This window comes from Pararhizobium polonicum, assembly GCF_001687365.1.
GTDB lineage: Bacteria > Pseudomonadota > Alphaproteobacteria > Rhizobiales > Rhizobiaceae > Pararhizobium > Pararhizobium polonicum.
On the sequence record NZ_LGLV01000005.1, the window covers coordinates 376435 to 398849 of the forward strand.

The 22415-nt window shown below is 59.4% G+C and carries 26 protein-coding genes and 1 tRNA gene; 15 read left to right on the top strand and 12 right to left on the bottom strand.

Annotated elements, in window-relative coordinates; genetic code table 11:
* The first annotated feature begins 36 nt into the window (after positions 1-36).
* The 13 genes from ADU59_RS07655 (at position 37) to ADU59_RS07715 (ending at position 7781) form a co-directional block, all read left to right on the top strand.
* Complete coding sequence (locus ADU59_RS07655; RefSeq protein ID WP_068953299.1) at positions 37-375, top strand: integration host factor subunit alpha; 339 nt, start codon at positions 37-39, stop codon at positions 373-375.
* 154 nt (positions 376-529) lie between these two features.
* Positions 530-1063 (top strand): MerR family transcriptional regulator, encoded by a 534-nt coding sequence (locus ADU59_RS07660; RefSeq protein ID WP_068953301.1) that lies wholly within the window; start codon positions 530-532, stop codon positions 1061-1063.
* Between the two features lie 100 nt (positions 1064-1163).
* The gene (locus ADU59_RS07665) at positions 1164-1409 is read left to right on the top strand and encodes a DUF982 domain-containing protein (protein WP_068953303.1); all 246 of its coding nucleotides are present in this window, start codon (positions 1164-1166) and stop codon (positions 1407-1409) included.
* A gap of 90 nt (positions 1410-1499) precedes the next feature.
* Entirely contained in the window at positions 1500-1862 is a 363-nt protein-coding gene (locus ADU59_RS07670) for a hypothetical protein (protein WP_068953305.1), read from the top strand.
* Positions 1863-1867: 5 nt separating this feature from the next.
* On the top strand, positions 1868-2134 hold the full coding sequence (locus ADU59_RS07675; RefSeq protein ID WP_068953307.1) for a hypothetical protein: 267 nt from the start codon (positions 1868-1870) through the stop codon (positions 2132-2134).
* A 255-nt stretch (positions 2135-2389) separates the two neighbouring features.
* The gene (locus tag ADU59_RS07680) at positions 2390-3622 is read left to right on the top strand and encodes a site-specific integrase (protein ID WP_158515704.1); all 1233 of its coding nucleotides are present in this window, start codon (positions 2390-2392) and stop codon (positions 3620-3622) included.
* A complete protein-coding gene (locus tag ADU59_RS07685; protein WP_068953311.1) occupies positions 3622-4131 on the top strand; it encodes a hypothetical protein in 510 nt (169 codons plus the stop codon). Before ADU59_RS07680 ends, ADU59_RS07685 begins: the two co-directional genes overlap by 1 nt.
* Before the next feature lie 68 nt (positions 4132-4199).
* Entirely contained in the window at positions 4200-4391 is a 192-nt protein-coding gene (locus tag ADU59_RS07690) for a helix-turn-helix transcriptional regulator (protein WP_099050784.1), read from the top strand.
* Positions 4392-4593: 202 nt separating this feature from the next.
* Positions 4594-4806, top strand: a complete 213-nt coding sequence (locus tag ADU59_RS30580) for a hypothetical protein (RefSeq protein ID WP_068953315.1) — start codon at positions 4594-4596, stop codon at positions 4804-4806.
* Between the two features lies 1 nt (position 4807).
* Positions 4808-6136, top strand: coding sequence for an AAA family ATPase (locus ADU59_RS07700; RefSeq protein ID WP_068953317.1), 1329 nt, complete (start codon positions 4808-4810; stop codon positions 6134-6136).
* A gap of 130 nt (positions 6137-6266) precedes the next feature.
* The gene (locus ADU59_RS07705; protein WP_068953319.1) at positions 6267-6533 is read left to right on the top strand and encodes a hypothetical protein; all 267 of its coding nucleotides are present in this window, start codon (positions 6267-6269) and stop codon (positions 6531-6533) included.
* Positions 6534-6698: 165 nt separating this feature from the next.
* The gene (locus ADU59_RS07710) at positions 6699-7052 is read left to right on the top strand and encodes a hypothetical protein (protein ID WP_068953321.1); all 354 of its coding nucleotides are present in this window, start codon (positions 6699-6701) and stop codon (positions 7050-7052) included.
* A gap of 222 nt (positions 7053-7274) precedes the next feature.
* Entirely contained in the window at positions 7275-7781 is a 507-nt protein-coding gene (locus ADU59_RS07715; RefSeq protein ID WP_068953323.1) for a hypothetical protein, read from the top strand.
* A gap of 550 nt (positions 7782-8331) precedes the next feature.
* Here the strand turns inward: ADU59_RS07715 and ADU59_RS07720 are convergent.
* The 4 genes from ADU59_RS07720 to ADU59_RS07735 form a co-directional block, all read right to left on the bottom strand.
* A complete protein-coding gene (locus ADU59_RS07720; RefSeq protein WP_068953325.1) occupies positions 8332-8754 on the bottom strand; it encodes a type II toxin-antitoxin system PemK/MazF family toxin in 423 nt (140 codons plus the stop codon).
* A 433-nt stretch (positions 8755-9187) separates the two neighbouring features.
* Positions 9188-9730: a recombinase family protein gene (locus ADU59_RS07725; RefSeq protein ID WP_068953327.1), complete on the bottom strand. Its 543-nt coding sequence runs from the start codon at positions 9728-9730 to the stop codon at positions 9188-9190.
* Positions 9731-9938: 208 nt separating this feature from the next.
* Entirely contained in the window at positions 9939-10208 is a 270-nt protein-coding gene (locus ADU59_RS07730) for a hypothetical protein (protein ID WP_068953329.1), read from the bottom strand.
* A 348-nt stretch (positions 10209-10556) separates the two neighbouring features.
* Positions 10557-10633: transfer RNA gene (locus ADU59_RS07735), tRNA-Pro, on the bottom strand.
* 204 nt (positions 10634-10837) lie between these two features.
* On the opposite strand from ADU59_RS07735, the gene ADU59_RS07740 reads away from it, so the two are divergent.
* Positions 10838-11515: a hypothetical protein gene (locus ADU59_RS07740; protein WP_068953752.1), complete on the top strand. Its 678-nt coding sequence runs from the start codon at positions 10838-10840 to the stop codon at positions 11513-11515.
* A gap of 92 nt (positions 11516-11607) precedes the next feature.
* On the opposite strand, the gene ADU59_RS07745 is transcribed toward ADU59_RS07740, so the two are convergent.
* The 5 genes from ADU59_RS07745 to ADU59_RS07765 form a co-directional block, all read right to left on the bottom strand.
* Positions 11608-12774 carry a glycosyltransferase family 4 protein gene (locus tag ADU59_RS07745; protein ID WP_068953331.1) on the bottom strand — a complete coding sequence of 389 codons (1167 nt, stop codon included), beginning with the start codon at positions 12772-12774 and terminating at the stop codon, positions 11608-11610.
* A 64-nt stretch (positions 12775-12838) separates the two neighbouring features.
* Positions 12839-14110, bottom strand: coding sequence for an O-antigen ligase family protein (locus ADU59_RS07750; RefSeq protein WP_068953332.1), 1272 nt, complete (start codon positions 14108-14110; stop codon positions 12839-12841).
* The gene (locus ADU59_RS07755; RefSeq protein ID WP_068953334.1) at positions 14107-15669 is read right to left on the bottom strand and encodes an undecaprenyl-phosphate glucose phosphotransferase; all 1563 of its coding nucleotides are present in this window, start codon (positions 15667-15669) and stop codon (positions 14107-14109) included. Before ADU59_RS07755 ends, ADU59_RS07750 begins: the two co-directional genes overlap by 4 nt.
* 57 nt (positions 15670-15726) lie before the next feature.
* Positions 15727-16902, bottom strand: a complete 1176-nt coding sequence (locus ADU59_RS07760) for a glycosyltransferase family 4 protein (protein WP_068953336.1) — start codon at positions 16900-16902, stop codon at positions 15727-15729.
* 5 nt (positions 16903-16907) lie between these two features.
* On the bottom strand, positions 16908-17483 hold the full coding sequence (locus tag ADU59_RS07765; RefSeq protein ID WP_068953753.1) for a polysaccharide biosynthesis/export family protein: 576 nt from the start codon (positions 17481-17483) through the stop codon (positions 16908-16910).
* A gap of 220 nt (positions 17484-17703) precedes the next feature.
* Between ADU59_RS07765 and ADU59_RS07770 the strand changes: the two genes are divergently transcribed.
* Entirely contained in the window at positions 17704-19917 is a 2214-nt protein-coding gene (locus ADU59_RS07770; RefSeq protein ID WP_068953338.1) for a GumC family protein, read from the top strand.
* A gap of 18 nt (positions 19918-19935) precedes the next feature.
* Here ADU59_RS07770 and ADU59_RS07775 read toward each other — a convergent pair whose 3' ends face one another.
* The 3 genes from ADU59_RS07775 to ADU59_RS07785 all read right to left on the bottom strand — a co-directional run bounded on the left by ADU59_RS07775 (position 19936) and on the right by ADU59_RS07785 (position 22317).
* Positions 19936-21198, bottom strand: a complete 1263-nt coding sequence (locus ADU59_RS07775) for a GNAT family N-acetyltransferase (protein WP_425332004.1) — start codon at positions 21196-21198, stop codon at positions 19936-19938.
* A 145-nt stretch (positions 21199-21343) separates the two neighbouring features.
* Positions 21344-22087 (bottom strand): metallophosphoesterase family protein, encoded by a 744-nt coding sequence (locus ADU59_RS07780; protein WP_068953342.1) that lies wholly within the window; start codon positions 22085-22087, stop codon positions 21344-21346.
* 17 nt (positions 22088-22104) lie between these two features.
* A complete protein-coding gene (locus tag ADU59_RS07785) occupies positions 22105-22317 on the bottom strand; it encodes a DUF2842 domain-containing protein (RefSeq protein ID WP_068953344.1) in 213 nt (70 codons plus the stop codon).
* Positions 22318-22415 lie beyond the last annotated feature (98 nt).

Consider the following 22415-nt stretch of genomic DNA (forward strand, 5'->3'; position numbering starts at 1 on the left):
GGCTAATCGATACTGCAAGAAAATCGGTGGGGGAAGATGAGCGGAAAAACGGTGACACGAGCAGACCTGGCCGAATCGGTTTTTCGCAAGGTCGGTCTTTCGCGAACGGAATCGGCCGAGCTGGTCGAAACGGTGATCGATGAAATTTGCAACGCCATCGTGCGTGGCGAGAGCGTCAAGCTCTCCTCCTTCGCGACATTCCAGGTGCGCGACAAGAACGAGCGCATCGGCCGCAACCCGAAAACGGGCGAGGAAGTGCCGATTTCTCCACGCCGCGTCATGACATTCAAGGCCTCCAACGTGCTGAAGCAGCGTGTTCTCAAGGCGCATCTGTCGCGCAAGGCCAAGCTGAAACCGCAGTCTCCGGCCACCTGACGCGACCATCCATCATTAAAGCGGTTGAAAACACCTGCATAAGCCGTTGAAATGCGCATGATTCGTGTAATCATCCGTATGGACGGCGGTGTTGGTATGCGGTGATAGCCGCGCGGTATCGAGCCGGACGTGTTCGACGCGAAATGGGGAAGATATGGACAAGAGCCCGGATGCGTTTCGCACCATCAGTGAAGTCGCCGACGATCTCGACCTGCCGCAGCATGTCCTGCGTTTCTGGGAGACGCGGTTTCTGCAGATCAAGCCGATGAAGCGCGGCGGCGGCCGCCGCTATTACCGGCCGGAAGACGTCGATCTGCTCAAGGGCATCCGCCATCTGCTCTATGATCACGGCTATACGATCAAGGGCGTGCAGAAACTTTTGAAAATGAACGGCAACAAGTTCGTCGCGGCCATTGCCAGCGGCGATCTGGCGACCGTCGAGGCGCTGGCTGCCGCCAATATCGAGGAGCCGGCCCAGCCCAAGCTCGGCAATCCCGATGAAGACCAGATCGTCGGCCGCGCCAAGGCACCGGCCAGCCGCCGGTTCTTCTCGTTCGTCGGCGGCAATGACGATGCGCCGGAAATTTCGGTCGGCAAGACCTCCGTCGGCAAGGAGGACCGGGCGCTGCTGCAGGAGGCGCTCTACGACCTGCTGGAATGCAAGCGCCTGCTCGATCAGGTGCGCTGACGCGGCAACAGGTTCCGCCGGTTTATTCCGCTTTCCTGTCGTGCCGCTATCCCTGTTCATGGTAACAACCCGGATCGAATTCTGCGCAAGGCAAAAACACATGGAACAGCCCTGGACGAAAAGCGTGACGCTTGCTCTGGAGGGACCGGGCAAATACGTGACGATCTCCAACACCACCGAGGCATCCTGGGCGATGATCGAGGACTGGCCGCTGGAAGACGCGCCGGCTCTGGACCGCGCGCTCGATATCTGCGCGCAGGTGGTCGAGGGCAAGAGGCCGGCGGAGGATGCGCGAAAAGCGTTTCTGGCTGCTGCCGCCGAAGCGGAAATCCCGGTTCAGGCGTGACGGGCTGTCTTGGGGCCTTGGCGCAGGTGCCCGGCATCCCCATCTGTCCGTCGCCCGAACGAAGAAAAGCCCGATGAAGAAACGCGCGACATGATCAAGACCCTTGCGGCGAAATTTCACGGCGAGATGCTCGCCCTCTACGACCACTGCGCGCGCTTCGGCTTCCGCCCGGTGCTGTTTCGCCGTCTCGTCATCCTCAAGGGCGGCGTCGAGGCGGCGAAGGAACTGGTGTTCAAGCCCGGCACGACCGGCCTGGAGCGCCTGGTCGAGGCGAAGAAGACGGAACTGTCGATGGAGGCTGCGATGATGCGGCCGGAATACCGCACGCTGTTCACGCCGCTCGAACTCAAGGAAGCAGCAAAACGGCTCGAGGGCAGCGCCATCCGCGAACGCTCCAGGGGTCGGCTCACCGCCACCGTCACCAACACTGTCACCAACACGAAACAGGCCTGACGACCATGACGAAGAAGCAGAAACTCGAACATTCCGATTTCGCCGGCGAATTCACCGAAGACGGTGTCACGGTGCTCGTCGATATCTTCCGCAAGGAAGGCAGCACCGATGGCTGGACGCTGGAGGTGATCGACCAGGAGGAGGGGCTGACCGTCTGGGAAGAGCCCTTCGCAACGGACAAGGAAGCCTTCGAGGAATTTCTCGCCACCGTCGAGCGCGACGGCATCCATTCGTTCCTGGACGAGCCGGAGACCGACGTCTCGGTGCATTGAGGCCCAACCGCCGCGATCTGCGGCGGTTTGATATGACAGGGACTTCAAGGAGAAAAATGGTCGGAGCGGCGGGATTCGAACCCACGACCCCTTGACCCCCAGTCTTAATATACCGCTTTTATAGCCATTCATATCGTTGCACGTGAACACCTAAATCAGCTGCAATGCAAGGCTATCTAACCTATGCCCTCTTGACTAATATGCGCTGCCATCCTAAACGCTGGCTACAGTCTGGCTATAAATTTGGAGGGCACCGTGAAGCTGACCGCCGACAAAGTAAAGGAAATTACGGAATCCGATCCGCCCAACAAGACTAAATTTTACTTCGATGAGGATTTAACCGGCTTTGGCCTTTACCGCACGACCACAGGCACAGGGACGTGGTTTGCAGAATTCCGGCCTGTAGCTGGTGGCGCTAAAAAACGCATGAAGCTGGGCCGTGTCGGCATCCTCAAGGCAAACGAAGCACGTGAGGCCGCCCGAAAGGTAATTGCGCATGCCGGTCTTGGGAAGGACCTTGCCAAGGATCGTAGCGACGAGCGCGCGAGTGTCACAGTGAAGGCGCTAGTGTCAAACTACGTCGAAGGTTTCGTGGCGGCGAATAAAAAAGCGTCGTCAGCCGAATTCTACAGGACGATGTTGCGGAAACATATCGAACCCCGAATCGGGTCGACCAAGGCTGTGGCACTGACACGGGTTGACGTTCAGCGGGCTCACGCATCAATGTCCAAGGAAGCGCGGATATCGGCCAATCGTTCGATGAAACTACTTGCTGCGGCGTTTGTGTGGGGTGCAAAGAACGGTTTCGTGCCCGATGGCGTTAACCCCGCCAAGGGCATTGATCTGAACAAAGAGACTGGCCGGGAGAGGTTCCTCACCACGGACGAAATGCAGCGCTTGGGCGACGCCATGATTGAGGCGGAGACGCTTGGATTTGAAGTCAAAGCTGGTAACGCGAAGCATGCGCCAAAGGGGCAGCGGGTAAAAGTTCACCCATCTGTCACTGGAGCGATTCGACTCCTGATGCTGACCGGCATGCGGCTGCGCGAAGTCCTGAACTTGAAGTGGGACGAAGTTGACCTTGACCGAGGATTCCTGTTTTTGCCCGACTCCAAAACCGGTCGAAAAACTGTCGTCTTGTCAGCCCCAGCGGTAGATGTTTTGAAGTCGCTGCCGCGGATCGGGGCATACGCTATCGCTGGAGAAAGCGCTGGGCTGGATGGTGAAAAGCCGCGCGCTGATATTAAAAGACCCTGGGCCACTATAACAAAGCAGGCCAAATTGGACGGCTTGCGACTCCATGACCTGCGCCACAGCTTTGCTAGTGTTGGTGCGTGGTCGGGGCTGGGGCTGCCCGTCATCGGCAAGCTACTTGGTCACAGCGATGCAAAGACCACACAACGCTATGCGCACGTCGATGTTGATTCATCGCGCCGGGCTGCGGATGCCATCGCTGGGCAGATTTCCGCAGCGATTGGAGGCAAATGATGGCGGTCGAAGAAGAACAGGGTTCCGACGCATGGAGGCAGCCCCTGAGTCGCCCGCCGATTGAAGTCACCGAACATACGACCGAGGACGAACTAGCCGCCGAGATGGCAGAGCGTCTAAACGCACTCTTGCAAGATCACAACGGGCTGGAGCCCACGGCCGAGGGTTGGCGGCAATTGGCCCTAGAACTGGCACTGAAATACGTGCCAGCATTCAAAATTGAGACGCCTGTTGATCGAACTGGGCCAAGTGGACTCGGCGGTCGGCCAGTCGGCATGGGTAACCATATTTTGCAGTCTCGGATGAAGGCTGAGATGCGCCAAGGGAAATCCCAAGCAGCGGCGGCGCGGACAATTAATAAAGAATCTGGCGGCGCTATTGCCGTCAAGACGGCTCAGAATGCCCTATCTCGCGAGTCTCAACCACCTGACTTCATGCGTCTGAGACGATACAAACGGAAAGCCGCCAGAGCGATAAAGGCAGCCGCCGACAAACTGTCCCAACAATGACTCTATGTTCTTGGGACAAATGAAAAGCCATCTTTCTCCATGCAAACACAAACATGGAGAACAAAAAAATGAGAAACCTTAGAGCACCACAAGCTGCCGCTTACCTTGGCATTTCCAAGTCCCTTCTAGACAAACTCCGATGCTATGGCGGCGGCCCGGCTTTCGCAAAGCTCGGCTCCAGCGTCATTTATTCAACGGAAGACTTGGATGCGTGGATCGCGTCCAAGCGCGTGCCCGCCCGCCCGGCGCTCGCGGCTTGAAGCGGCACAACCCCAACAGCAAAGGAAAGGCGGTGCATTCCGTCTACATTTGGCCCCCCAAGGAGCGCTTTCGTGCGTCTGCCTTCCAGCGCACTTGCGAAAAAACTCGAGAAAATTTGATGGGAGTGATTGGTTCGCTATTTGGCGGGTATTACATTGGGGGCGTCGAAGATTTCTGAAACTTTTAAAAAGGAGAATACAAATGAAGGAGACCGCAAAGGACACCGTAACTGGTAACAACATCGGCCTAATCACAGGTGCGGCTAATATTGGCAATGAAATCGGCATGTCTGCAACTCAGGTATACTCGGCTTTCACTGCCGGACATCTTGGCCCGGTATTTAAGCTTGGCGGAAAGCTTGCTGTTCGCCGGTCTAAACTTGAGACGTGGATTTCTGCCCTCGAAGCAGCCTGACATGGGTACCGAATTCAAGTACACGCGAAGCAGGGGCAAAGCCGAACGCTATCCGGCTGACGAGATTTTACCTGAGAATGATTATCACGCCGAAGATAGGCGGGAAGTACCCGCTTTAGCGGGCGCAGAGACGGCCCCGGTTTTCGATGGCAATAATGTCCAGTATTTGTGGGCCGACGACGGTATCTATTCACCCACGGCTGGCCTGACGTTTGCGGACGATCTAATCGAGGGGCTGCTTCCTGAAGTGGGCGTTGGGCTTTTTACTGGCGCAAGCGGTGCATACAAGACGTTCAACGGGATCAGAGTTTGCGTAGACATTGCTACGGGGCGAGAATTTGCAGGGCATAAAGTCGAGAGACCGGGTGGCACGCTTTATCTCGGTTATGAAGGGTTCAATACTATCGAGCCACGTCTATCAGCAGCACTTATCGATATCGGACAGGACCATAAGAAATGGCCCATAGCAGTCCCGCCAAACCCGGTACGCTTCAATCATGCTACGTCATATGAAGAGCTTGAAAATTCGCTGGTACGGCTTGACGATAGGTTTAGGCGCGATTTTGGGGTGCCGCTGGTCTTTGCCTGCATTGATACGGTGGCAGCTTCCGGGTTGATCGAAGACGAATACAATCCGGGACAGTGGCAGACAATGATGTCGAGACTGTCTGACATTTGCCAGTACATGAGGATGTCAATTGCTGTCGTTGCTCATGCCGGTAAGGATGCCTCAAAGGGTGCTCGTGGATCGTCCGCCAACTATGCGGCTGCTGATTATGAGATTAGTTTCAGCGCGGCGCAGGATAAAATCACAGGCGAGACATCGGGTAGACTGATGTCCCTAACTAAGTCCAGAGACGGGCAATCCTTCCCGATTGCTGCAATGTCGGGTGAGCCGATCTTTGTGGGCAAGACTGAGAAGGGCAAGCACAAGTACGCCATGGCGATGCGCTATGACACGTCTCCAGAAGCCATTGCGACCGCAAAGGCAGAGCAGGCGCAGTTTGCTGCAAAGTCTAGCGGACAGGCCAAATCCAGAGCAGACAAGCCCCTGACGCATGAGCAGAAGGTGCACAAGCTGCTTTCGGAAACTATCGATAGTGGCGAGGGCATCTATTTCTTCTCGGAGAAAGATGGCCCTAAGACGTTCCTGTCCGAGACATGGCTTCAGACCGAATACATGAAAATGGAGGGCATAACGATGGATAGCCCGTCCATCGCCCGTAATTCGGTGTCCAAAGGCTTCAAACGAGCCTTGACAAGGTTGCAAACAGATAAAAAAGCAATCGTTGATGGTGGCTCGATTAAGCTACTGAAATCATACGATTAAAATCAACGCGGACATAGACATAGACATGTCCGCAAGCGATGTCCCACGAGACATAGACATGCTCCCCCTAAAGGGGGAGAGCATGTCTTGTCTACGGTCTCAGCGCGCAACGAAACAAAGGAGAATGAATATGGCAAAGAAAAAGAAGAAGCTAATTAAGCGGTGCATTGAAACCATTCGGTCGATGCCTGGGATTGATATGAGCGATGCCGCCCAACTGAAAAAGGCAATCGAGTTTGCAAAGACTGTGAAGCTATCGCCGGATGACATTCACAAGATGATCTACAAGGCAGGCGATTACTGCCCCCGGCGATACGACTATTGGGGAGAGGTGTTCTACGTCGCCAAGAATGAGGAGGCGCGCACGGCTCGCGGGCTTGAGTTGATGCGCCTGTAAGGCCAGCAGAGCCAAAGAGCGCATGGACGAGGATGCGGCGTGCGTTGCACGCTACTTCCCGCCATCCGCATACGGGACGTGCTCTTGCCATTCGAGGGGCAAGGCGATGGGCCATACTCAGGGAGGGCCTTGGAAATGTGAAAATGAAACAGAAGGAGAACATAAATGAACGCTCAGATAGACAAGAAATTTTATGCGCTGAAAGGGCCTGCGGATCGTTCCCTTTGCGGAACCGCAGCCATCCCGCATTGGAGGTATCCCGGAAAGACCCTGCCTTGGAATGCAAGCTGCAAGTGCTGGATCGATATGCACGAGTACAACCGCACCCAACAGATCGGCCATCTTTACGTGATTGGACATACCACGGACATGGAAGGCGTTATTGCACTGTTCCAGAATATCGATCCAGCAGTGCGCGGCATCATGACCTACTCGGAGGGCATGCGCGATACCCTTTACCGGCTCGATGACGGCAAGTGGCGGGCCTTTGATATTCGACAAGAGCGCAAGGCAGCGTAACCAGTTTGGGCTGTGCGCTTGGGCCGTTTTTGCTTCCCCAATGAGAAGAACGGGCAGAAACAAGCCCCTTGGGGCGCGTAGGCATCCTTTGCCCATCGCGTAGCATCACTAGAATTCAGCGAACAATCACACAATCCTGAAGGGCTCTGCTGAAGAGTCTGCCCTTGCGCATGATGAGTGCAGCACTGGAGACGGATTAAAACAATGAGAGGAATATGACAAATGACTAACAAAGAGAAGATCGCCGCCTTAGCTGAAACCTATACTGATACCGTAATTCAATTTTACCGTGACAAAAGGAACTCTGGAATTACGCCAACCAACTCCGAAATATTGGCAGCTTGCTCGCTCCCGACAAACTTAGGGAATGTTGAAAATGAGGCCGCCCTGATCATCTTCACGGTCACGCAGCTTGTCGATGCTGATATGAACACTGCCCCCAAAGCTGAGAACACTGTCAAGTCAAGCGATGAATGGCAACGGCGCAGGGCTCGGCTAGCTGAGATTGAAACGAAAGCAACAGAAGCACGTCGTCAGGCCCGCATCAAAGAGCTTCGGGCTGACAATGAAGCGCAGGCCAGACAAAAGGCGGCTGACCTCAAGATGGCTGAGCACTTAGAGCAAAGCAGACAGAGGCAGGCAGTGGCCGCAGAGAGGGCTAAGCTCGATGTACAGCTAGCGGCGCAGCAGAAATTACGGATGCAGTCTTTCCCGATCCCGCGAGGCTGATGCTTCTTTAATGAATGAAAATGCTAAGGGCTGCATCGAAAGGTGCGGCCTTTTTTTGTGCGTCCGGTCGAATGCGAAAGGATCATGCGTCACGCAAGCAAAGTTTACATTAGCCTCATCTAAAGGGGGCGGGCCTTTTGATGTCTGGCGAGATGCGTTTCCCGCATACCGGCGGGACTGCTAATTAAGCATTCCTGCATAATGGAAAGATTTCGTATAACGATTTGTAATAATATTACGTCTGACAGCTTTCAGGGTGTCGGTTTGCCCCATCTGAGCGAGCTGTCAGCTCAATAGGGGGTGCTTTGACACAGCGTTGCCCTACAGCACGTTCTGTAGCGCGAAATGATCCATGCATCATGCCAGCCCAGACGACTCTCCGCGACTCTGTGGCGGTTCACTGATATAGGCCGTCTGTATAAGCGCCCTGCATCAGAACACTGTTATGCCACTTGACGTAACATACGTAAGGACATAAGTTATCAGCGTTCCCACTAGCTGGGCTTGAGACTACCGCACCCCCGGCAGGAAACTGCGCGGGGGTTTTGTTTTAGATCAGCAATGCATGTTTGACGCAAGCTTTCACAATTGCGAAGTCCTCAGCCGTTAGGCTAGGCGACAGAAACTTTCCCTTCAGCTGAACCCGATCCAGTCTAGCGTAGCTAACCGTGGTAACCATGTCGCCCTTTACCCACGAATGCTCATCGCCACCCAGAAACGGGTAAGTACCTGCTAAAATGCAGTGGTGGTGATTTTTGGCAGGCTTTGGCTCTTTTGTACTTAGCGGAACCACCACGCAAGTGCCGTACTTGCTGACGCCGGGAGTCATCACAATTACGAACCTATTCTTGGTCATCTCCGGTGCCACCGATAGCGGCCCCGCCATCACTCCCGGTGCGACAATATCAGTCAGAACTGGCCCGAAGTTGCACATCAGTACCATACTAGGAACGGGTATGAATGTTATTGCCATGAAGTACTCCGTAGCCGCCGCTCTAATCCTCCTCTGTCGGTCACCGATGATGAGTATTTTGAGGTATTTTCGAACAGTTAAATGAAAGGGAGTGGTCGTTTTGATTCCGTAACTTGTGCAAATTCTGCGTGCAAACGCTAAATATAGTATCAACAACTTGCTTACGTCCGCCCACGCATTGAGTGGGCATATCGGATCGAGTAGGGCCAGTTTGACTCAGAGCCGCTCGCGGGCGCGAATTCAGGCGCGAGATGATCAATCCATCATGCCAGCCCAAGAAGGCTATGTGTGAGTCTGTATGGCGATCTATGCAATGCGGGGGGTACCCTTCCCAGATAGCCAGTTTGAAAGCCAATCGCAGCAAATCGACTTCCTAAAAATTAGAGCCTGAATTTCAAATCCGAGTCCAGCTCTTCGAGCCGGGCTTGAGCCATCACCCAAGATAGCGATAAACGCTAGCTCGACCGATGCCCAACTGAGCGGCAATGGCAGAAGCACCCATCCCCGTCGCGGCCAGTGCCTTGACCTGATCAGCGTCAATGCTGGCTTTCCTGCCCTTGTAGACGCCTTCAGCCTTTGCCTTGGCAATCCCTTCAAGCTGGCGCTCTTTGCGGATGGCGGTTTCAAACTCAGCGAACACGCCAAGCATCTGAAGAAACGCACGGCCAGCCGGGGTCGAAGTGTCGATAGGCTGCTCGGTTGCCTTTAGGGCGATGCCCTTGCTTTCCAGCGTCTGAACGATTTTAGAAAGGTCAGCAATTGAGCGGGCAAGACGGTCAATGCGCGTCACCATGATGGTGTCACCGGATCGGGCAAAAGAGATCAACGTCTCCAATTCGTCGCGGCCTTCGGTTGTTGTGCCAGATTTCTTTTCGGAACGGATGACGGTTGCCCCGGCAGCGCGAAGGGCGTCTTCCTGAATGCGCAAATCCTGATCTGTAGTCGATACTCGCGCGTAACCGAAAATCTCTGTCATGTTCTTTGCCCTCGCTTCGCGTGTCTCATTTGCCTCTAGACCCTTCCTTGGTACTGTCTTGCAAATAAGAAAGCAATCCTATTGAGACGGGAAAAGTGTCTTACGGAAATGTTTTGTGGGGGTATACCTGAATGAGACACGGAAGTGACTGGCGGGGTTAGGCGGATAGCCGGGCTAAGTTCGCAGGCAAGCCCCTTGAGGCTCGGCGTCAGCGGAAAGGGCCGTTTCGCGCCTCGTCTGCCCGATCTTGTTCAAGCGCGTCCTGAAAGCGCTCTTCCGCGCTCTGAGGCTTAGCGAGGATTGGCGATATGGCGGTGTCCCAAACATATTTCTGCTTTGGCGATAAACTGGCTATCCCGTGATCGACAACAAACAGTGCAATGCCAAGCTCCTTCTCTTTTTCATCAAAAAAGCCTAGGTCGCGGGCATTCTCAATCCGACTGTTCAACTCGAAATCGATGTGGTCATTTGATCCCATGATGCTCTCCAGATGCCAATATGCGAGTCGCCAGCATCCTATTGAATGACTCCGCGCGCAAGGTGACCGGAAGGCGTTTAAGCGCGTCATCAAACGCTACACTGCGGACGGCAATCCAATCGGAGGATGGAGAGGGCGGGGAGAGGCAAGCCTGAAAGGCGCGGCAGGCATCCTTGGCCGTGCTCCGCGTGGTCTCTGCGCCCGCTATCGCGTGGGAGCTTCCCGCCCGTTCGGCAGCGGGCTTTTTCAATCTGCTTTCATGCAGGCGAGATAAGACGCTCTTGGCTACAGTGTGGCTATAATTTTTATAGCCAGTTCACTCATTGGGGGCTAAGTGATTGAAAGTAATGGTCGGAGCGGCGGGATTCGAACCCACGACCCCTTGACCCCCAGTCAAGTGCGCTACCGGGCTGCGCTACGCTCCGAACCGAAAAGAGCCGTATATAATCGGGACTTGAGGCGCAAGCCCTGATTTTGGAAAAGGTGAGAAATCGGCGGAAAAAGCGGGGGAGCTTTGCGCTGCGGCCGCTCGCGGCGCAATCGGTCCGGCAGCGACAAATTTTCCCGGGCTTAAAGTTTTCGGCAATCCCTTGCCCCGATAATGCGGTGGCGAATCAGGGATGCAGACGATGGCGAAGACAGCGGCCAGAAAAGGCCAGAAGCGGCGGACAAGCCGGAAGCAATCGAAGGGCAGCATGTGGCCGTGGTATCTGGCCGGTGTGCTGTCGATCGGCGCGGCGGTCGGCTATGAGCACCGGGCCGAGATCATGCCGATGGCAGCCCCCTTTTACACGGCGTCGATCGCCAAGCCGCGGCCTGTGGAAAAACAGCCGGCTGTGGAAAGACGTGTCGAGAAAACCCAGCCAGTCGCAAAGCCCGCACTGGCGATGCCGGCGATACGTCCGGCCGGGCAGCCGCCTGTGGATGTGGCTTCGCTGAAAACCGTTGGCGAAGAGAAGGCTGTTGGCGGCAAGCCGGGCGCTTTCTACTTCTGCACGGAGACGTTGGAAAATTGCGTCGTCGATGGCGGCACCTTCTGGTACGGGCGGCGCAAAGTCCAGATCGCCGATATCCAGGCGCCGAGGATCAAGCAGGCCAAATGCGACAACGAGCGCAAGCTCGGCTCACTGGCGAAAAAGCGGCTGTGGGAAATCCTCAATGCCGGCGATGTCCAGCTGGCAGGCGCCTCGGGCGCGGATGCCAGGGTGACGGTCGGGCAGGGGCGCTCGATCGGCGATATGCTCGTTTCCGAGGGGTTAGCCCACCGCCGGGCGGACGGCAAACAGGGCTGGTGCGCGCAGGGCTGATTGCAGCGTTGTGCCGGGCATCCGACGTGTTGCCGCCGTCTGGATGAGAATGCGCCGGCAGGGCCTCGAAGGTTGCTGAAAAGAGGGGCGGGTTATCGCGTTGCGACAAGCCGCCGGTAGACCGCCTCGGTCTTGTCGATCATCTGTGCCATCGAGAAATTCGCCATGCGCGCCTGTGCCACGGCGATCATCTGGCGGTGTCGCTCAGGATCGGCGCTTTCGACCATGGCATTGGCCAGTTTGGCCGTATCGCCGTCATTGGCGACGATCAGGCCGCTTCTGTCCCTGTCGATCGCCATCGTCGCGCCGCCGACCTCGGTGGAGACGATCGGCTTTCCGGCGGCGGCCGCTTCCAGCATGACATAGGACATCGCCTCGTAGCGGCTCGGCATGACCAGCACGTCGAAGGCGGGAACCGCCTGCGGGCCGGTGAAGGCCGAGGTCAGGCGGATGCGCTTCTGCAGGCCGCTCTCGGCAATGGCCGTGCGGATCGCCGGTTCGAGTTCGCCGGCACCCACCATGATCAGCTGCGCCTCCGGCAGCCGCGAGGCGGCATTGCGGAAAGCCTCGATCAGCCGCTCGGGCGCCTTCTGGTGGGACAGCCGGCCGACGAAGCCGAAGACGAAGGCCTCATCTGAAATGCCGAAGCTGGCACGCACCGTCTTTGCCATGTCGAGCGGTGGCGGCATCACGCCGTTGACGATGACCGAAAGTTTTCGCGCGGGCATGCCGAGCGAGCGGGCATGGGCATGCTCGTCGTCGGAGACGCAGATCAGGTGATCGGTGAACAGCTGGGCAAGGATGGTCTCGATGCCGCCGAAAATCAGCCGTCCGGCCCTGCCGAGGGTCGGGTCCATGGTGCGAAAGGCATGCGGGGTGTAGACGCGCGGCGCATGCGAGCCGGGCAGGCGCAGGCGGGTGAGCGCGCCGGCCTTCGAGCTATGGCCGTGGACGATGTCGAAGGGAATGCCGCCGTTGATGATACGGCGCAGGGCGCGAAAGGCGGCAATGTCGGAGAGGCCGGGAGAGCGCCGCATGGCGACGGCATGGACGGCGGGCAGGGCGAGCGATTTCAGCTCGCGGACGAAGGCGTCTTCGGCCCTGACCGGCGAATAGACCGCCTCGACATGGTGGCCGCGCTGCTTCAGGCCCCGGCAGAGGTCGAGGAAATGGCGCCCCGAGCCGCCGCCGCTCGGCTCGAGAACCTGGAGAAGGCGCAGGCTGCTGTGAGCTTCGGCGATGGAGGGGTCGATGTTCATTCAGGACAATCCGCAGCCGGTCCCGACATGGAACCGATCCATATTCTTATGTACAGGATTGACGTTAACGCAGCGTTGGCGCGGGCTGGCTGCGGCGCTTTTGCGTGGCCGGGATCTTGCGCCGGTGGCGGTATTCCAGCGCGCCGCAGCCCCAGATGACGCCGAGCAGCAGGAAGAAATGCCGCCAGTGATCGGTGTCGATGACATTGCCGATGGCGGCGTGGCCGATCAGCACGATCCACGAGATCATCAGGTAAGGCTGCCAGGGGCGGTCGAGCAGAAGGAAGCGAAAGCCCATCGTCAGCGTCCAGAGGATCAGCGTGACGTAGGAGACGAAGCCGAGCCAGCCGTAGGAGGTCAGCGACTTCAGCCAGATATTGTGCTCGTCCTCGGGAAACATGGTGCTGAACACCATCGGTCCGATGCCGAGCGGCTTTTCCATCGACATCAGGAAGCCGATCTTGTGGCGGTCGAAGCGGCCGAGATGACCGCCGTCATAGTCCTGCACCAGCTGGGTGCGGTTGGAGAAGAGGTCGGCGACCTGCGGGATCTGCAGGGCGACGGCAAGAGCCGCGATCATCAGCAGTGCGCCGCCCAGCGCCAGAACGAGGATCTTCAGCCGGAAGGCGCCGGTCCGCTCCTTGAGCAGCATGACGAGCACAAGCGCGCAGGCGCAGAACAGATAGAGCCCCCAGGCGGCGCGGGAGAAGGAGAGGAACAGGCCGAGCGCCATGACCAGGATGGCGGCCGCCTTTACCGGCGCGGTCGCGATACGCTCGGTCAGCAGCCGGTACATGAGATAGATCGACGGGGCGACCAGAAACGGGCCGAAGACGTTGGGATCCTGGAACGCGCCCTTGGCACGGTCGTAGAGCGTAAAATTCGAGGCTCCGGGGATTGCGCCGAAATAGCCGAGGATGCCGAGCAGGGAGGTGAGAACACCGGCAGCGACCCAGGCGTCGAAGATCAGCTTCAGCCGCTCGTGGCGCGCTTCGATGATGGCGGCGTAAAACACCGAGGATAGGCAGAGGAAGCCCGATACGGCCATGTACATCGGCGCCGTGGCGAGGTCGCTCATCACGGTCAGCGACAGGATGCCGCCGGTCATGAACAGGATCAGCAGGGCCAGAAGCGGCGCGACAGAGCGCGAGATTTTCAGGCCGAAGAGAAACCACAGCCCGATCAGCGCCGCCATGAAGACTTCGTAGGGCGCCGGTTCGGCAATGACGAAACCCGACAGGAAGACGCCGAACGTTACCATTGCCGAGCCGAGGATCGCCACGGCGGCTCGCTGCGGGTGAAAGCCCGCGGCAGACGTGGCGTCAAGCGTGCTCAATAGGCGTTTTCCGTGTTGAGAAGCCGGACCGGCGTCAGGAACAGGATTTTCAGGTCCAGCCACAGCGACCAGTTCTCGATGTAATAGAGGTCGAAGGCCGTGCGGAACTTGATCTTGTCGTCATTGTCGATCTCGCCGCGCCAGCCGTTGATCTGGGCCCAGCCGGTGACACCCGGCTTGACGCGATGGCGGGCGAAGTAGCCTTCGACGACGTCGGAATAGGTGCGGTCGGCGGTCTGGGCGAGAACGGCATGCGGCCGCGGCCCGACGAGCGACAGCTGGCCCCTCAGCACGTTGAAGATCTGCGGCAGCTCGTCGATCGAGGATTTGCGCAGGAAGCGGCCGACGGGGGTGACGCGCGGATCGCCCTTGGTGACGGCGTTGCGGGCGGTCGGGTCGCTCATCTCGGTATACATCGAGCGGAACTTGTAGACGTCGATCGCCTCGTTGTTGAAGCCGTGGCGCTTCTGCTTGAAAATGATCGGGCCGGGCGAACTGATCTTCACGGCAATCGCCGCACCGATGAACACCGGCCAGAGCAGGGCGAGCGCGACGATGCTGAAGAACACGTCGAAGATGCGCTTGGCGACCGAATCCCAGTCGGCGATCGGCTTGTCGAAGATGTCGAGCATCGGCACCTGGCCGACATGCGAATAGCTGCGCGGCCGGAAGCGCAGATTGTTGGCATGCGCCGCAAGGCGGATATCGGCCGGCAGGATCCACAGCATCTTCAACAGTTCGAGGATGCGCTGTTCGGCCGTAATCGGCAAGGCGATGATCAGCATGTCGATGCGGGTGAGGCGGGCGAAATCCACCAGTTCGGCAACGGTGCCGAGCTTGGGGTAGCCGGCGATGATGCCGGGCGAGCGGCGCTCGTCGCGGTCGTCGAAGATGCCGCAGATGCGGATATCGTTGTCGGTCTGCTGTTCGAGCGAGCGGATCAGATCCTTGGCCGGCTGGCCGCCGCCGACGATGACCGCGCGGCGCTCCATGATGCCGTTGCGCGCCCAGCGCCGGATCGAAAAGGCGATGAAGGCGCGTTCGGCAACGAGGAAGACTGCACCCAGCACGTACCAGCCGCCGAAGGAAAGCCGCGAAAAGGTTTCGCCGGTCTTGAGGAGGAAGAGCACCAGGGTCATCGAGGCGAAAGCCAGCGTCCAGCAGCCGATCAGCCGGGGAAGCATGCGGGCGGCGGAGCGCAGCGTGGGAACCTGATAGCCGTCGCACAGCTGCAGGAACACCACGGTCAGCGCCGAGCCGCCGGCGATCAGCCCGCAATAGCCGAGCAGTTCGTCGAGCGGCGGCGCGACGTAGAGCATATGGATGGCATAGCCGATGGCAAACAGCGCGGTGAATTCAAACAGCCGCATCAGGCCGACGATCATGTTCGGCGAATAGGTATCGGTGCGGAATTGCGACGCGATGCGGCGTGCGAGCGGGTTGAGTTCCCGCTTGGCTTCGTCGCTGCGTTTGTCGCCGGGCGCAAGCGTCCGGATCTCCGAAATCTTCTTGCGCAAAGCGTCAGCGTCGAAAGCTTCCGGTTTGTTGATCTGGTTCATGATATCCGCCCGGGCCGTTGTGTCCTTCCGGGATAGCAGAAAGCCCCTAAGAAACGCTTACGAGCGGTTGGCCGCGGGAGCGCGTTTGGCGGCCTGTTCCGGTACAAGCTGGCGGTAGAGCCGCATGATGCTGCCGGCCATCGTCGATGTCGAGAACGCCGCCTTGAAGGCGTCCGCATCCGGCATGACCCTGATGGACCAGCCGGGCTCGGTCATCGCTGCGGTCATGACGCCGGCGAGTGCCTGGGCATCGTCCGGCGCGGCAAGTGCTGCACTTTGGGTGCCGAGAACCTCCGGAATGCCGCCGACCCGCGAGGCGATCACCGGCTTACGGGCGGCCAGCGCTTCAAGAACGATATAGGGCATGGATTCGGCGCGCGAGGGCACGACGACATTGCGGGTAAAGGCAAAGGCATCGCGGGCCTTCATCGCCGGCAGCATGGCGATACGGCGGCCAAGGCCGCGCTCCAGCATCATCTGCTCGTATTCCTGCCGCTGCGGTCCGTCGCCGATCATCATGGCCGCGAGCGGCCTGCCGATGATCCGTTCGGTCTGCGCGAAGGCATCGATGAACAGGTCGGGTCCCTTGAGGTCGCGCAGCATGCCGATATAGAGGAAGTCCACGGCATCCGGACGGGCATGGACGGTCTCGAAATCGCGATCGTCGATGCCGTTGTAGATCAGTTCGCTGCGGGGCCGTGGCTTGCCGACCTTGGCCTCGTAGGTCCGGCGTTCGAAATCGCAGACGAAGACGATCGCGTCGGTCAGGTGCTCCTGCAGGCGTTCGAGGAAAAACACCGTTTTGCCGGAGAGCGTTGCCTTGTCATAGTGCAGGCTGCCGCCATGCGGCGAGTAGAGGCGGGCAACGCAATACCTGTTCACCCGCAAGGCTGAGCCGATGATCCGGGCCAGAGCGCCACCCTTGGCGCCGTGACCGTGCAGGATATCCGGCTGCAAACTTCTGATTTCCTTGTAACTGCTCCAGAGGGCTGCCAGATCGGTGGGGCCGATGGATCGGCGGATCGGCAGGCGGACGAGACCGAGCGCCAGAAACGGCCTGATCTCGTCGAAAAGCGCGTCTTCGTAGCTGCCGCCCGTCGTGCTGTCGCAGATGATCCCGACTTGATGGCCCTGCTTGGCATGGGCTTCCGCCAGATCGCGCACATGGCGGAAAATTCCACCGATCGGCGAGCGAAAGCAATGAATGATGCGCAGCGGGCGGGGATCATGCATGGCTGTCAGAACAGCCGCTCACGCACATAGATGGTGTCGCCGGCCATGATCGGGTCGGAGATGGAGACCCGGCCGGTGAGCACGCGTCCGTTGATCTTGCGGGTGACATCGACATTCGCCTGGTTGGCGCGCGGCGAGTAGCCGCCGGCAACGGCGATGGCGTTCTGGACCGTCATGCCCGGAACATAGGAATATTGCCCGGCCTGGCCGACTTCGCCCATGATGAAGACGGAGCGGTAGCGATCGACCTCGATCGTCACGTCCGGATCGCGCAGATAGCCTTCGCGCAGCTTGCTGGCGATGGTCTTTTCCATTTCCGGCAGGGTATGGCCGCGCGACGGCACGGCGCCGATCAGCGGGAAGGCGACATAGCCTGCCTGATCGACGGTGTAGCTGCCGGTGAGGCCCGCCTGTTCGAAAACGCTGATGCGCAGCCTGTCGCCGCTATCCACCCGGTAAGGCTGGATGGAGGCCTCATGGAAGGCCTTGGGCGCAGGCTGGTAGCTGCTGCACCCTGAGATTGCAAGACACAGAGAGAGTGCGGCCAAGGCAGAACCTGTTTTCAATCGTGCGAATGTCATCGGGCTCTCGGGCTCCAGAAACCATGTCATGGCCTGATGTTATCACTCCATTAAGGTTAATAGCCGGTAAAGGCGGCGGAAAAATTCGCGTTCGACGTTATGTTTATGCATTCTGCAATCGTCCCGAGCCTGTTTCGCAGGCCTCAAGCCGCATTAACCCTTGCGTTACCATGTTTGTTTACTGTGACGTCAGGTTGTGTGAAGGTTCGAGGTAAAGGGCATGTCGAGCGTCAACGACGGTCAGCAGGATGTGGATATCGATCTCGGCGGGCTGTTCCGCGCCATTTGGCGGCGGCGGAGCAGGGTGCTGTTGGCGACGGTGGTTTTCGCCGGCCTCGCCTTTACCGGCGCCAGCCTGATGTCTCCCGAATATCAGGGCGAGGCCCGCCTGCTGATCGAATCGCGCCAGGCGGAGTTCAGCGGCGCCAATCAGGTCCAGCCGCAGACGGCCGACAGTCCGTTCGACGAATCGGGCATCTCCAGCCAGGTGCAGGTCTTGCGCTCGGCCGATCTGATCAAGCAGGTCGCCCGCGAGATGAAGCTGCATGAACGGCCGGAATTCGATCCGACGGCCAATCCCTCGGCGATCTCCGACATGCTGGTGATGTTCGGCATCAAGAAGAATCCTCTCGATCTGGCGCCGGAAGAACGGGTGCTGAAGGAGTTCGAAAAGAAGCTGCAGGTCTATCAGGTCGAGAAATCGCGGGTGATCGCGATGCAGTTCACCTCGGAGGATCCGCAGCTGGCGGCCGCCATCCCCAATGCGATGGCCAAGGTCTTCCTGTCGCTGCAGAGCGGCGCCAAGCTCGATTCCAATTCGGAGGCCAGCCGCTGGCTGGAGCCGGAGATCGCCAATCTGCGCGAAAAGGTGCGCGAGGCCGAGGAGAAGGTTGCCAATTACCGCTCCTCTTCCGATCTGCTGCTGACCGGCGAAACCGGCGGTACCTTCGCCACCAAGCAACTGAACGATATTTCCACCGAGCTTGCCCGGGTGCGCGGCGAGCGCGCCAATGCCGAGGCGCGGGCCGAGAATGTCCGCACGGCGCTTGCCAGCGGCCGCGCCGTCGATACGCTGAACGATGTCGTCGCCTCGCCGATGATCCAGCGTCTCAAGGAAACCGAATCCAATATCCAGGGGCAGATCGCCGATCTTTCGACCACTCTTCTGGATGGACATCCGCGCCTGAAAGGCCTGAAATCGCAGCTTCAGGGCATTCGCGCGCAGATCATCGGCGAAACCAAGAAGATCCTCGGCAGCCTCGAAAACGAGGCGAACGTCTCGCAGCTGCGCGAGCGCCAGCTGGTGGCCCAGCTCAACACGCTGAAGGCGACATCCGCCAAGGCCGGCGAGGACGAGGTCGGCCTGCGGGCGCTGGAGCGGGAAGCGACCGCGCAGCGGCAGCTGCTCGAAACCTATCTGGCACGCTACCGTGAGGCGACGTCGCGCAGCGGCGAGAACGCCGCCCCCGCCGATGCCCGCGTCATATCCCAGGCGGTCGAGCCGACCGAAGTGAGCTTCCCCAAGGTGCTGCCGATCACCATCGTTGCAGCCCTCGCGAGCTTCCTCGTCAGCTGTGTGATCATCATGCTGTCCGAACTGTTCAGCGGCCGCGCCCTGCGCCCCGTCGGGCAGCGCCGGGAGCCGGACGTCGAAGAGGAACTGCTGGAAACGCCGCTGGCGCAGGACGCCGTGTCGCAGCCGATGGTCGAACAGGCAACCCCTGTTGCCGCTTACGAATCCGTCTTCGTGGAGGCTGCAGCGCCCGAGATCGCAGAAGCGCCCGAAATTGAGGAAAGGCCGGAGATCATGGAAATGGACGATGACATCGAGCCGGAAGAGGACGATTTTTCGATCGAATCCGTTGCCGACCACCTGTGTGCCGACGATATTCGCGTGGCCATCTCCGTATCGCCGGCCGGCGATGACGGTTCGGTCAATGCGGTGGCGCTGACGCGGCTGGTGGCCGAGGAGGGGCGCAAGATCGTCCTGATCGATCTGACCGGCTCGGCCTGCCCGACGCGCCTGATGACGCAGTCGACCGATCTTGCCGGCATTACCAATCTGCTCGTGGGCGAAGTTCCCTTCACCGAAACGATCCACGCCGACCACCTGTCGGACGCGCATATCATCCCGCAGGGCGACGCCGATCCGGTGCTGGCCATGCGCGGTATCGAGCGGCTGCAGATGATCATCGACGCCCTGTCGAACGCCTATGACACGGTGCTGGTCGAATGCGGCCCGGCCGATGTCAATGCGATCCGCAAGGTAACGCGGTCGAAGGATACGCAGATCATCATCTCCGCGCCTGCTGTCGGCAACGAGGAGATCATCGACCTGATCACGGATTTCGGAGCGGCCGGTTTCGGCGAAATCGTGCTGATGACCGGGACGGGCTATCCGCAGCCGGGAGATTCCAGCCGCCGTGCGGCTTGAGGCGCAAAGGAAACCGGCTCAGTCGCCGTCGGTTTCCGCAGTGCCCGGTGTTTGCCGGCCCTGCCGCAGGCGCTGCACGAAGGCATAGACCTTCTTGTTCTTCTTGATGCCAACCTTCAGCCAGACCGCTGTGTGATGGGCCGCAGCCGCCAGACGCCCGCGCAGGGTCAGCGGCAGGACGATATCGCGCTGCACGGTCTCGACCGTGCACCAGGAGCGCTTATAGGCCTGATCGCCGATGCCGAAATCGAACAGCGTCATTCCCTCGGCATTGTATCTGCTGATGATGTGGTAGAAGAGCAGCTCGCCCGGGCTGGCTTCCGCGCCAAGATTTTCGTCGATCGATCCGAACTGGCAGATCACGTGGTCGCCCTTGCGCGACAGGGCGGCGATGGCAACGATGCGGCCGTTCTGTTCGCCGCGCAGGCGGATCGCGTTGAGTTCGAGAGGCTGGCCTTCCGCCGTCGGCTCCACCGCCGCCAGCGCATGGAAGAAGGCCTGCGTCTCTCTGTCCTGGAAAACGTTGGGCAGGCCGAGCGCCTTGAAGCGGATGGCTTTCTGTTCGAAGAACAGGTCGAGGATCTGCCGCCGCTCCTGCGGTGTCTTGGCTATCACGTATTCGTAGCCGCCGAGCGCGTCCAGCCGCCGTTGCGAAACACGAAATTTCTTGCGCCGCCGTTTGGCGTTGAGCTGGGCCAGCGTCGCTTCGAAATTGGCAAGAAGTGGCAGCTGGAAGGACGAATTCTGGTTGCGGACTGCCGGAAGCGAGGTGAGCGGATGCGGCGTCCCGTGCCAGTCGAAGGGCATCTTGTCCAGCGTCACGATATCGGCGACGCGCGACAGCTTCGCCGAGAGTTCGGCGATCAGGGACGAGGCCAGCTGTTCGCAGGTGAGGGGATCGATATCGGTGGCGAAAAGCCCGGTATTGAGGTTGCTGTGCGGCGAACCGATAAACCGCGCAGTGCGGAAGAGCCGGCCGCGCACCAGTTCGAGCGGCAGGATGAACAGCGTTTTCGGTCCGATGCTGCCACGCACGAGCAGCAGCTGGCTGGAATGGGTCGCAGCCCAGGCGGCGCACCAGTCGAAGCCTTGATGCAGGGACGTCGCGCTGGATGCCTCCAGCGCCCGCCAGTCGGCCTCCAGCGCGTCCATGCTGACATGGACGGTCAATCGGAGGTCCCGGGCGGCCGCAATATCCTGTGCCTTTTCGCGACGGGCGTGCCAGACGCGACGGCGAGCCTTGCTAACAGGCATCATGTTGAGGTCCACGTCCGTCATGATCGCTTGTTGTTCCGGGAACTGGATGTCGTTACATCTAACGCGAGCATGCCCTTATTTTCATTTAAACCGGGCGGATGACGGATCGGCTGCCGCGGATTTCGGCAAATGCGGTTACTGAATGGCTAAGACGATGCTCGGGGGCGGGCTAGTCGCCGAGCCAGCCGCTGGCGAGCGCGCTGGTCCATTCCTTGTTTCCGCGCTCATGGGCCAGCCGCGACATCGCCCTGTGATCGTAGGCGACGCGGCGGAACGTCACGTCCCAGCGGCCGTCGGCTTTCGAAAGGATGGCGTAGGCGGCATCGGGCGAGCCGGTTTCCACCTTGTGGAACACCGGTTCGTCGTCGTCATAACCGGGGCAGCCGACGCTGCCGGGATTGACGATCAGCCGGCCGTCGGCAAGGTGCACGGCGCGGGGAATATGGGTATGGCCGCAGAGGATGACCGGCTGCTCGATACCGGCGGCGAAGCCTTCGATGCGCCGGCGGGCCGACATGTGCACCACGCCTTCGGGCGTCAGGTCTTCCAGCCAGTAGATGAGATCGTCCTGCGGCGTGCCGTGGCAGAGAAAGAGCTCCTGCCGGTGAACGAGCGTCGGGGGCAGGGTACGCAGCCAGTCAAGATGATGCGGCTGCAGCTCGTCATGGGCGGCGCGGTCCCAGCGCCCCATGTCGGCCGGTTCCTTGGTGATCAGCCAGCGGTCGTGGTTGCCCCGGATCGACGGAAAATCGCGCGCCATCAGGATATCGGCCGTGCGGGCGGCATTGAGCGGGCCGCTCAGGTGATCGCCGAGATTGACCACATCGTCGATGCCATGTGAGGCGATGTCGGCGAGCACGGCTTCGAGCGCCAGGTCATTGCCGTGGATATCGGCGATCACTGCGATTTTCATGATGTTTTCCTCGAGGGTCAGCGCGGCTTGGCGGGCTTTTCCATCCACTTGATGATCAGCATGGCGGGCAGCACCCAGAGCAGGCCGGTGAAGAAGAAATAGGCGAGATGCACCCACCAGGGCGCGGTGCCGAGAAGCAGCGAGGCAAAGGTGGTTGCCACCAGCGCATAGACGATGACGAGGACGACGATCAGGACGGTGCCGATCAGTTTTCTGAGGCGTTCGGGCATTCAGGTCTTTCCGGTTGGCGGGTTTTGCCGCGCACAGGCACTGGGCCGCGACGGCATGCCGCAAAGGGATAAGTCTTGTTTTGCATGCTGCTCTGGTG

Coding starts and splice junctions, on each gene's coding strand:
- ADU59_RS07655 (WP_068953299.1), top strand. CDS start 37: ATGAGCGGAAAAACGGTGACACGAGCAGACCTGGCCGAATCGGTTTTT.
- ADU59_RS07660 (WP_068953301.1), top strand. CDS start 530: ATGGACAAGAGCCCGGATGCGTTTCGCACCATCAGTGAAGTCGCCGAC.
- ADU59_RS07665 (WP_068953303.1), top strand. CDS start 1,164: ATGGAACAGCCCTGGACGAAAAGCGTGACGCTTGCTCTGGAGGGACCG.
- ADU59_RS07670 (WP_068953305.1), top strand. CDS start 1,500: ATGATCAAGACCCTTGCGGCGAAATTTCACGGCGAGATGCTCGCCCTC.
- ADU59_RS07675 (WP_068953307.1), top strand. CDS start 1,868: ATGACGAAGAAGCAGAAACTCGAACATTCCGATTTCGCCGGCGAATTC.
- ADU59_RS07685 (WP_068953311.1), top strand. CDS start 3,622: ATGGCGGTCGAAGAAGAACAGGGTTCCGACGCATGGAGGCAGCCCCTG.
- ADU59_RS07690 (WP_099050784.1), top strand. CDS start 4,200: ATGAGAAACCTTAGAGCACCACAAGCTGCCGCTTACCTTGGCATTTCC.
- ADU59_RS30580 (WP_068953315.1), top strand. CDS start 4,594: ATGAAGGAGACCGCAAAGGACACCGTAACTGGTAACAACATCGGCCTA.
- ADU59_RS07700 (WP_068953317.1), top strand. CDS start 4,808: ATGGGTACCGAATTCAAGTACACGCGAAGCAGGGGCAAAGCCGAACGC.
- ADU59_RS07705 (WP_068953319.1), top strand. CDS start 6,267: ATGGCAAAGAAAAAGAAGAAGCTAATTAAGCGGTGCATTGAAACCATT.
- ADU59_RS07710 (WP_068953321.1), top strand. CDS start 6,699: ATGAACGCTCAGATAGACAAGAAATTTTATGCGCTGAAAGGGCCTGCG.
- ADU59_RS07715 (WP_068953323.1), top strand. CDS start 7,275: ATGACTAACAAAGAGAAGATCGCCGCCTTAGCTGAAACCTATACTGAT.
- ADU59_RS07720 (WP_068953325.1), bottom strand. CDS start 8,754: ATGGCAATAACATTCATACCCGTTCCTAGTATGGTACTGATGTGCAAC.
- ADU59_RS07725 (WP_068953327.1), bottom strand. CDS start 9,730: ATGACAGAGATTTTCGGTTACGCGCGAGTATCGACTACAGATCAGGAT.
- ADU59_RS07730 (WP_068953329.1), bottom strand. CDS start 10,208: ATGGGATCAAATGACCACATCGATTTCGAGTTGAACAGTCGGATTGAG.
- ADU59_RS07740 (WP_068953752.1), top strand. CDS start 10,838: ATGGCGAAGACAGCGGCCAGAAAAGGCCAGAAGCGGCGGACAAGCCGG.
- ADU59_RS07745 (WP_068953331.1), bottom strand. CDS start 12,774: ATGAACATCGACCCCTCCATCGCCGAAGCTCACAGCAGCCTGCGCCTT.
- ADU59_RS07755 (WP_068953334.1), bottom strand. CDS start 15,669: ATGAACCAGATCAACAAACCGGAAGCTTTCGACGCTGACGCTTTGCGC.
- ADU59_RS07760 (WP_068953336.1), bottom strand. CDS start 16,902: ATGCATGATCCCCGCCCGCTGCGCATCATTCATTGCTTTCGCTCGCCG.
- ADU59_RS07765 (WP_068953753.1), bottom strand. CDS start 17,483: ATGACATTCGCACGATTGAAAACAGGTTCTGCCTTGGCCGCACTCTCT.
- ADU59_RS07770 (WP_068953338.1), top strand. CDS start 17,704: ATGTCGAGCGTCAACGACGGTCAGCAGGATGTGGATATCGATCTCGGC.
- ADU59_RS07780 (WP_068953342.1), bottom strand. CDS start 22,087: ATGAAAATCGCAGTGATCGCCGATATCCACGGCAATGACCTGGCGCTC.
- ADU59_RS07785 (WP_068953344.1), bottom strand. CDS start 22,317: ATGCCCGAACGCCTCAGAAAACTGATCGGCACCGTCCTGATCGTCGTC.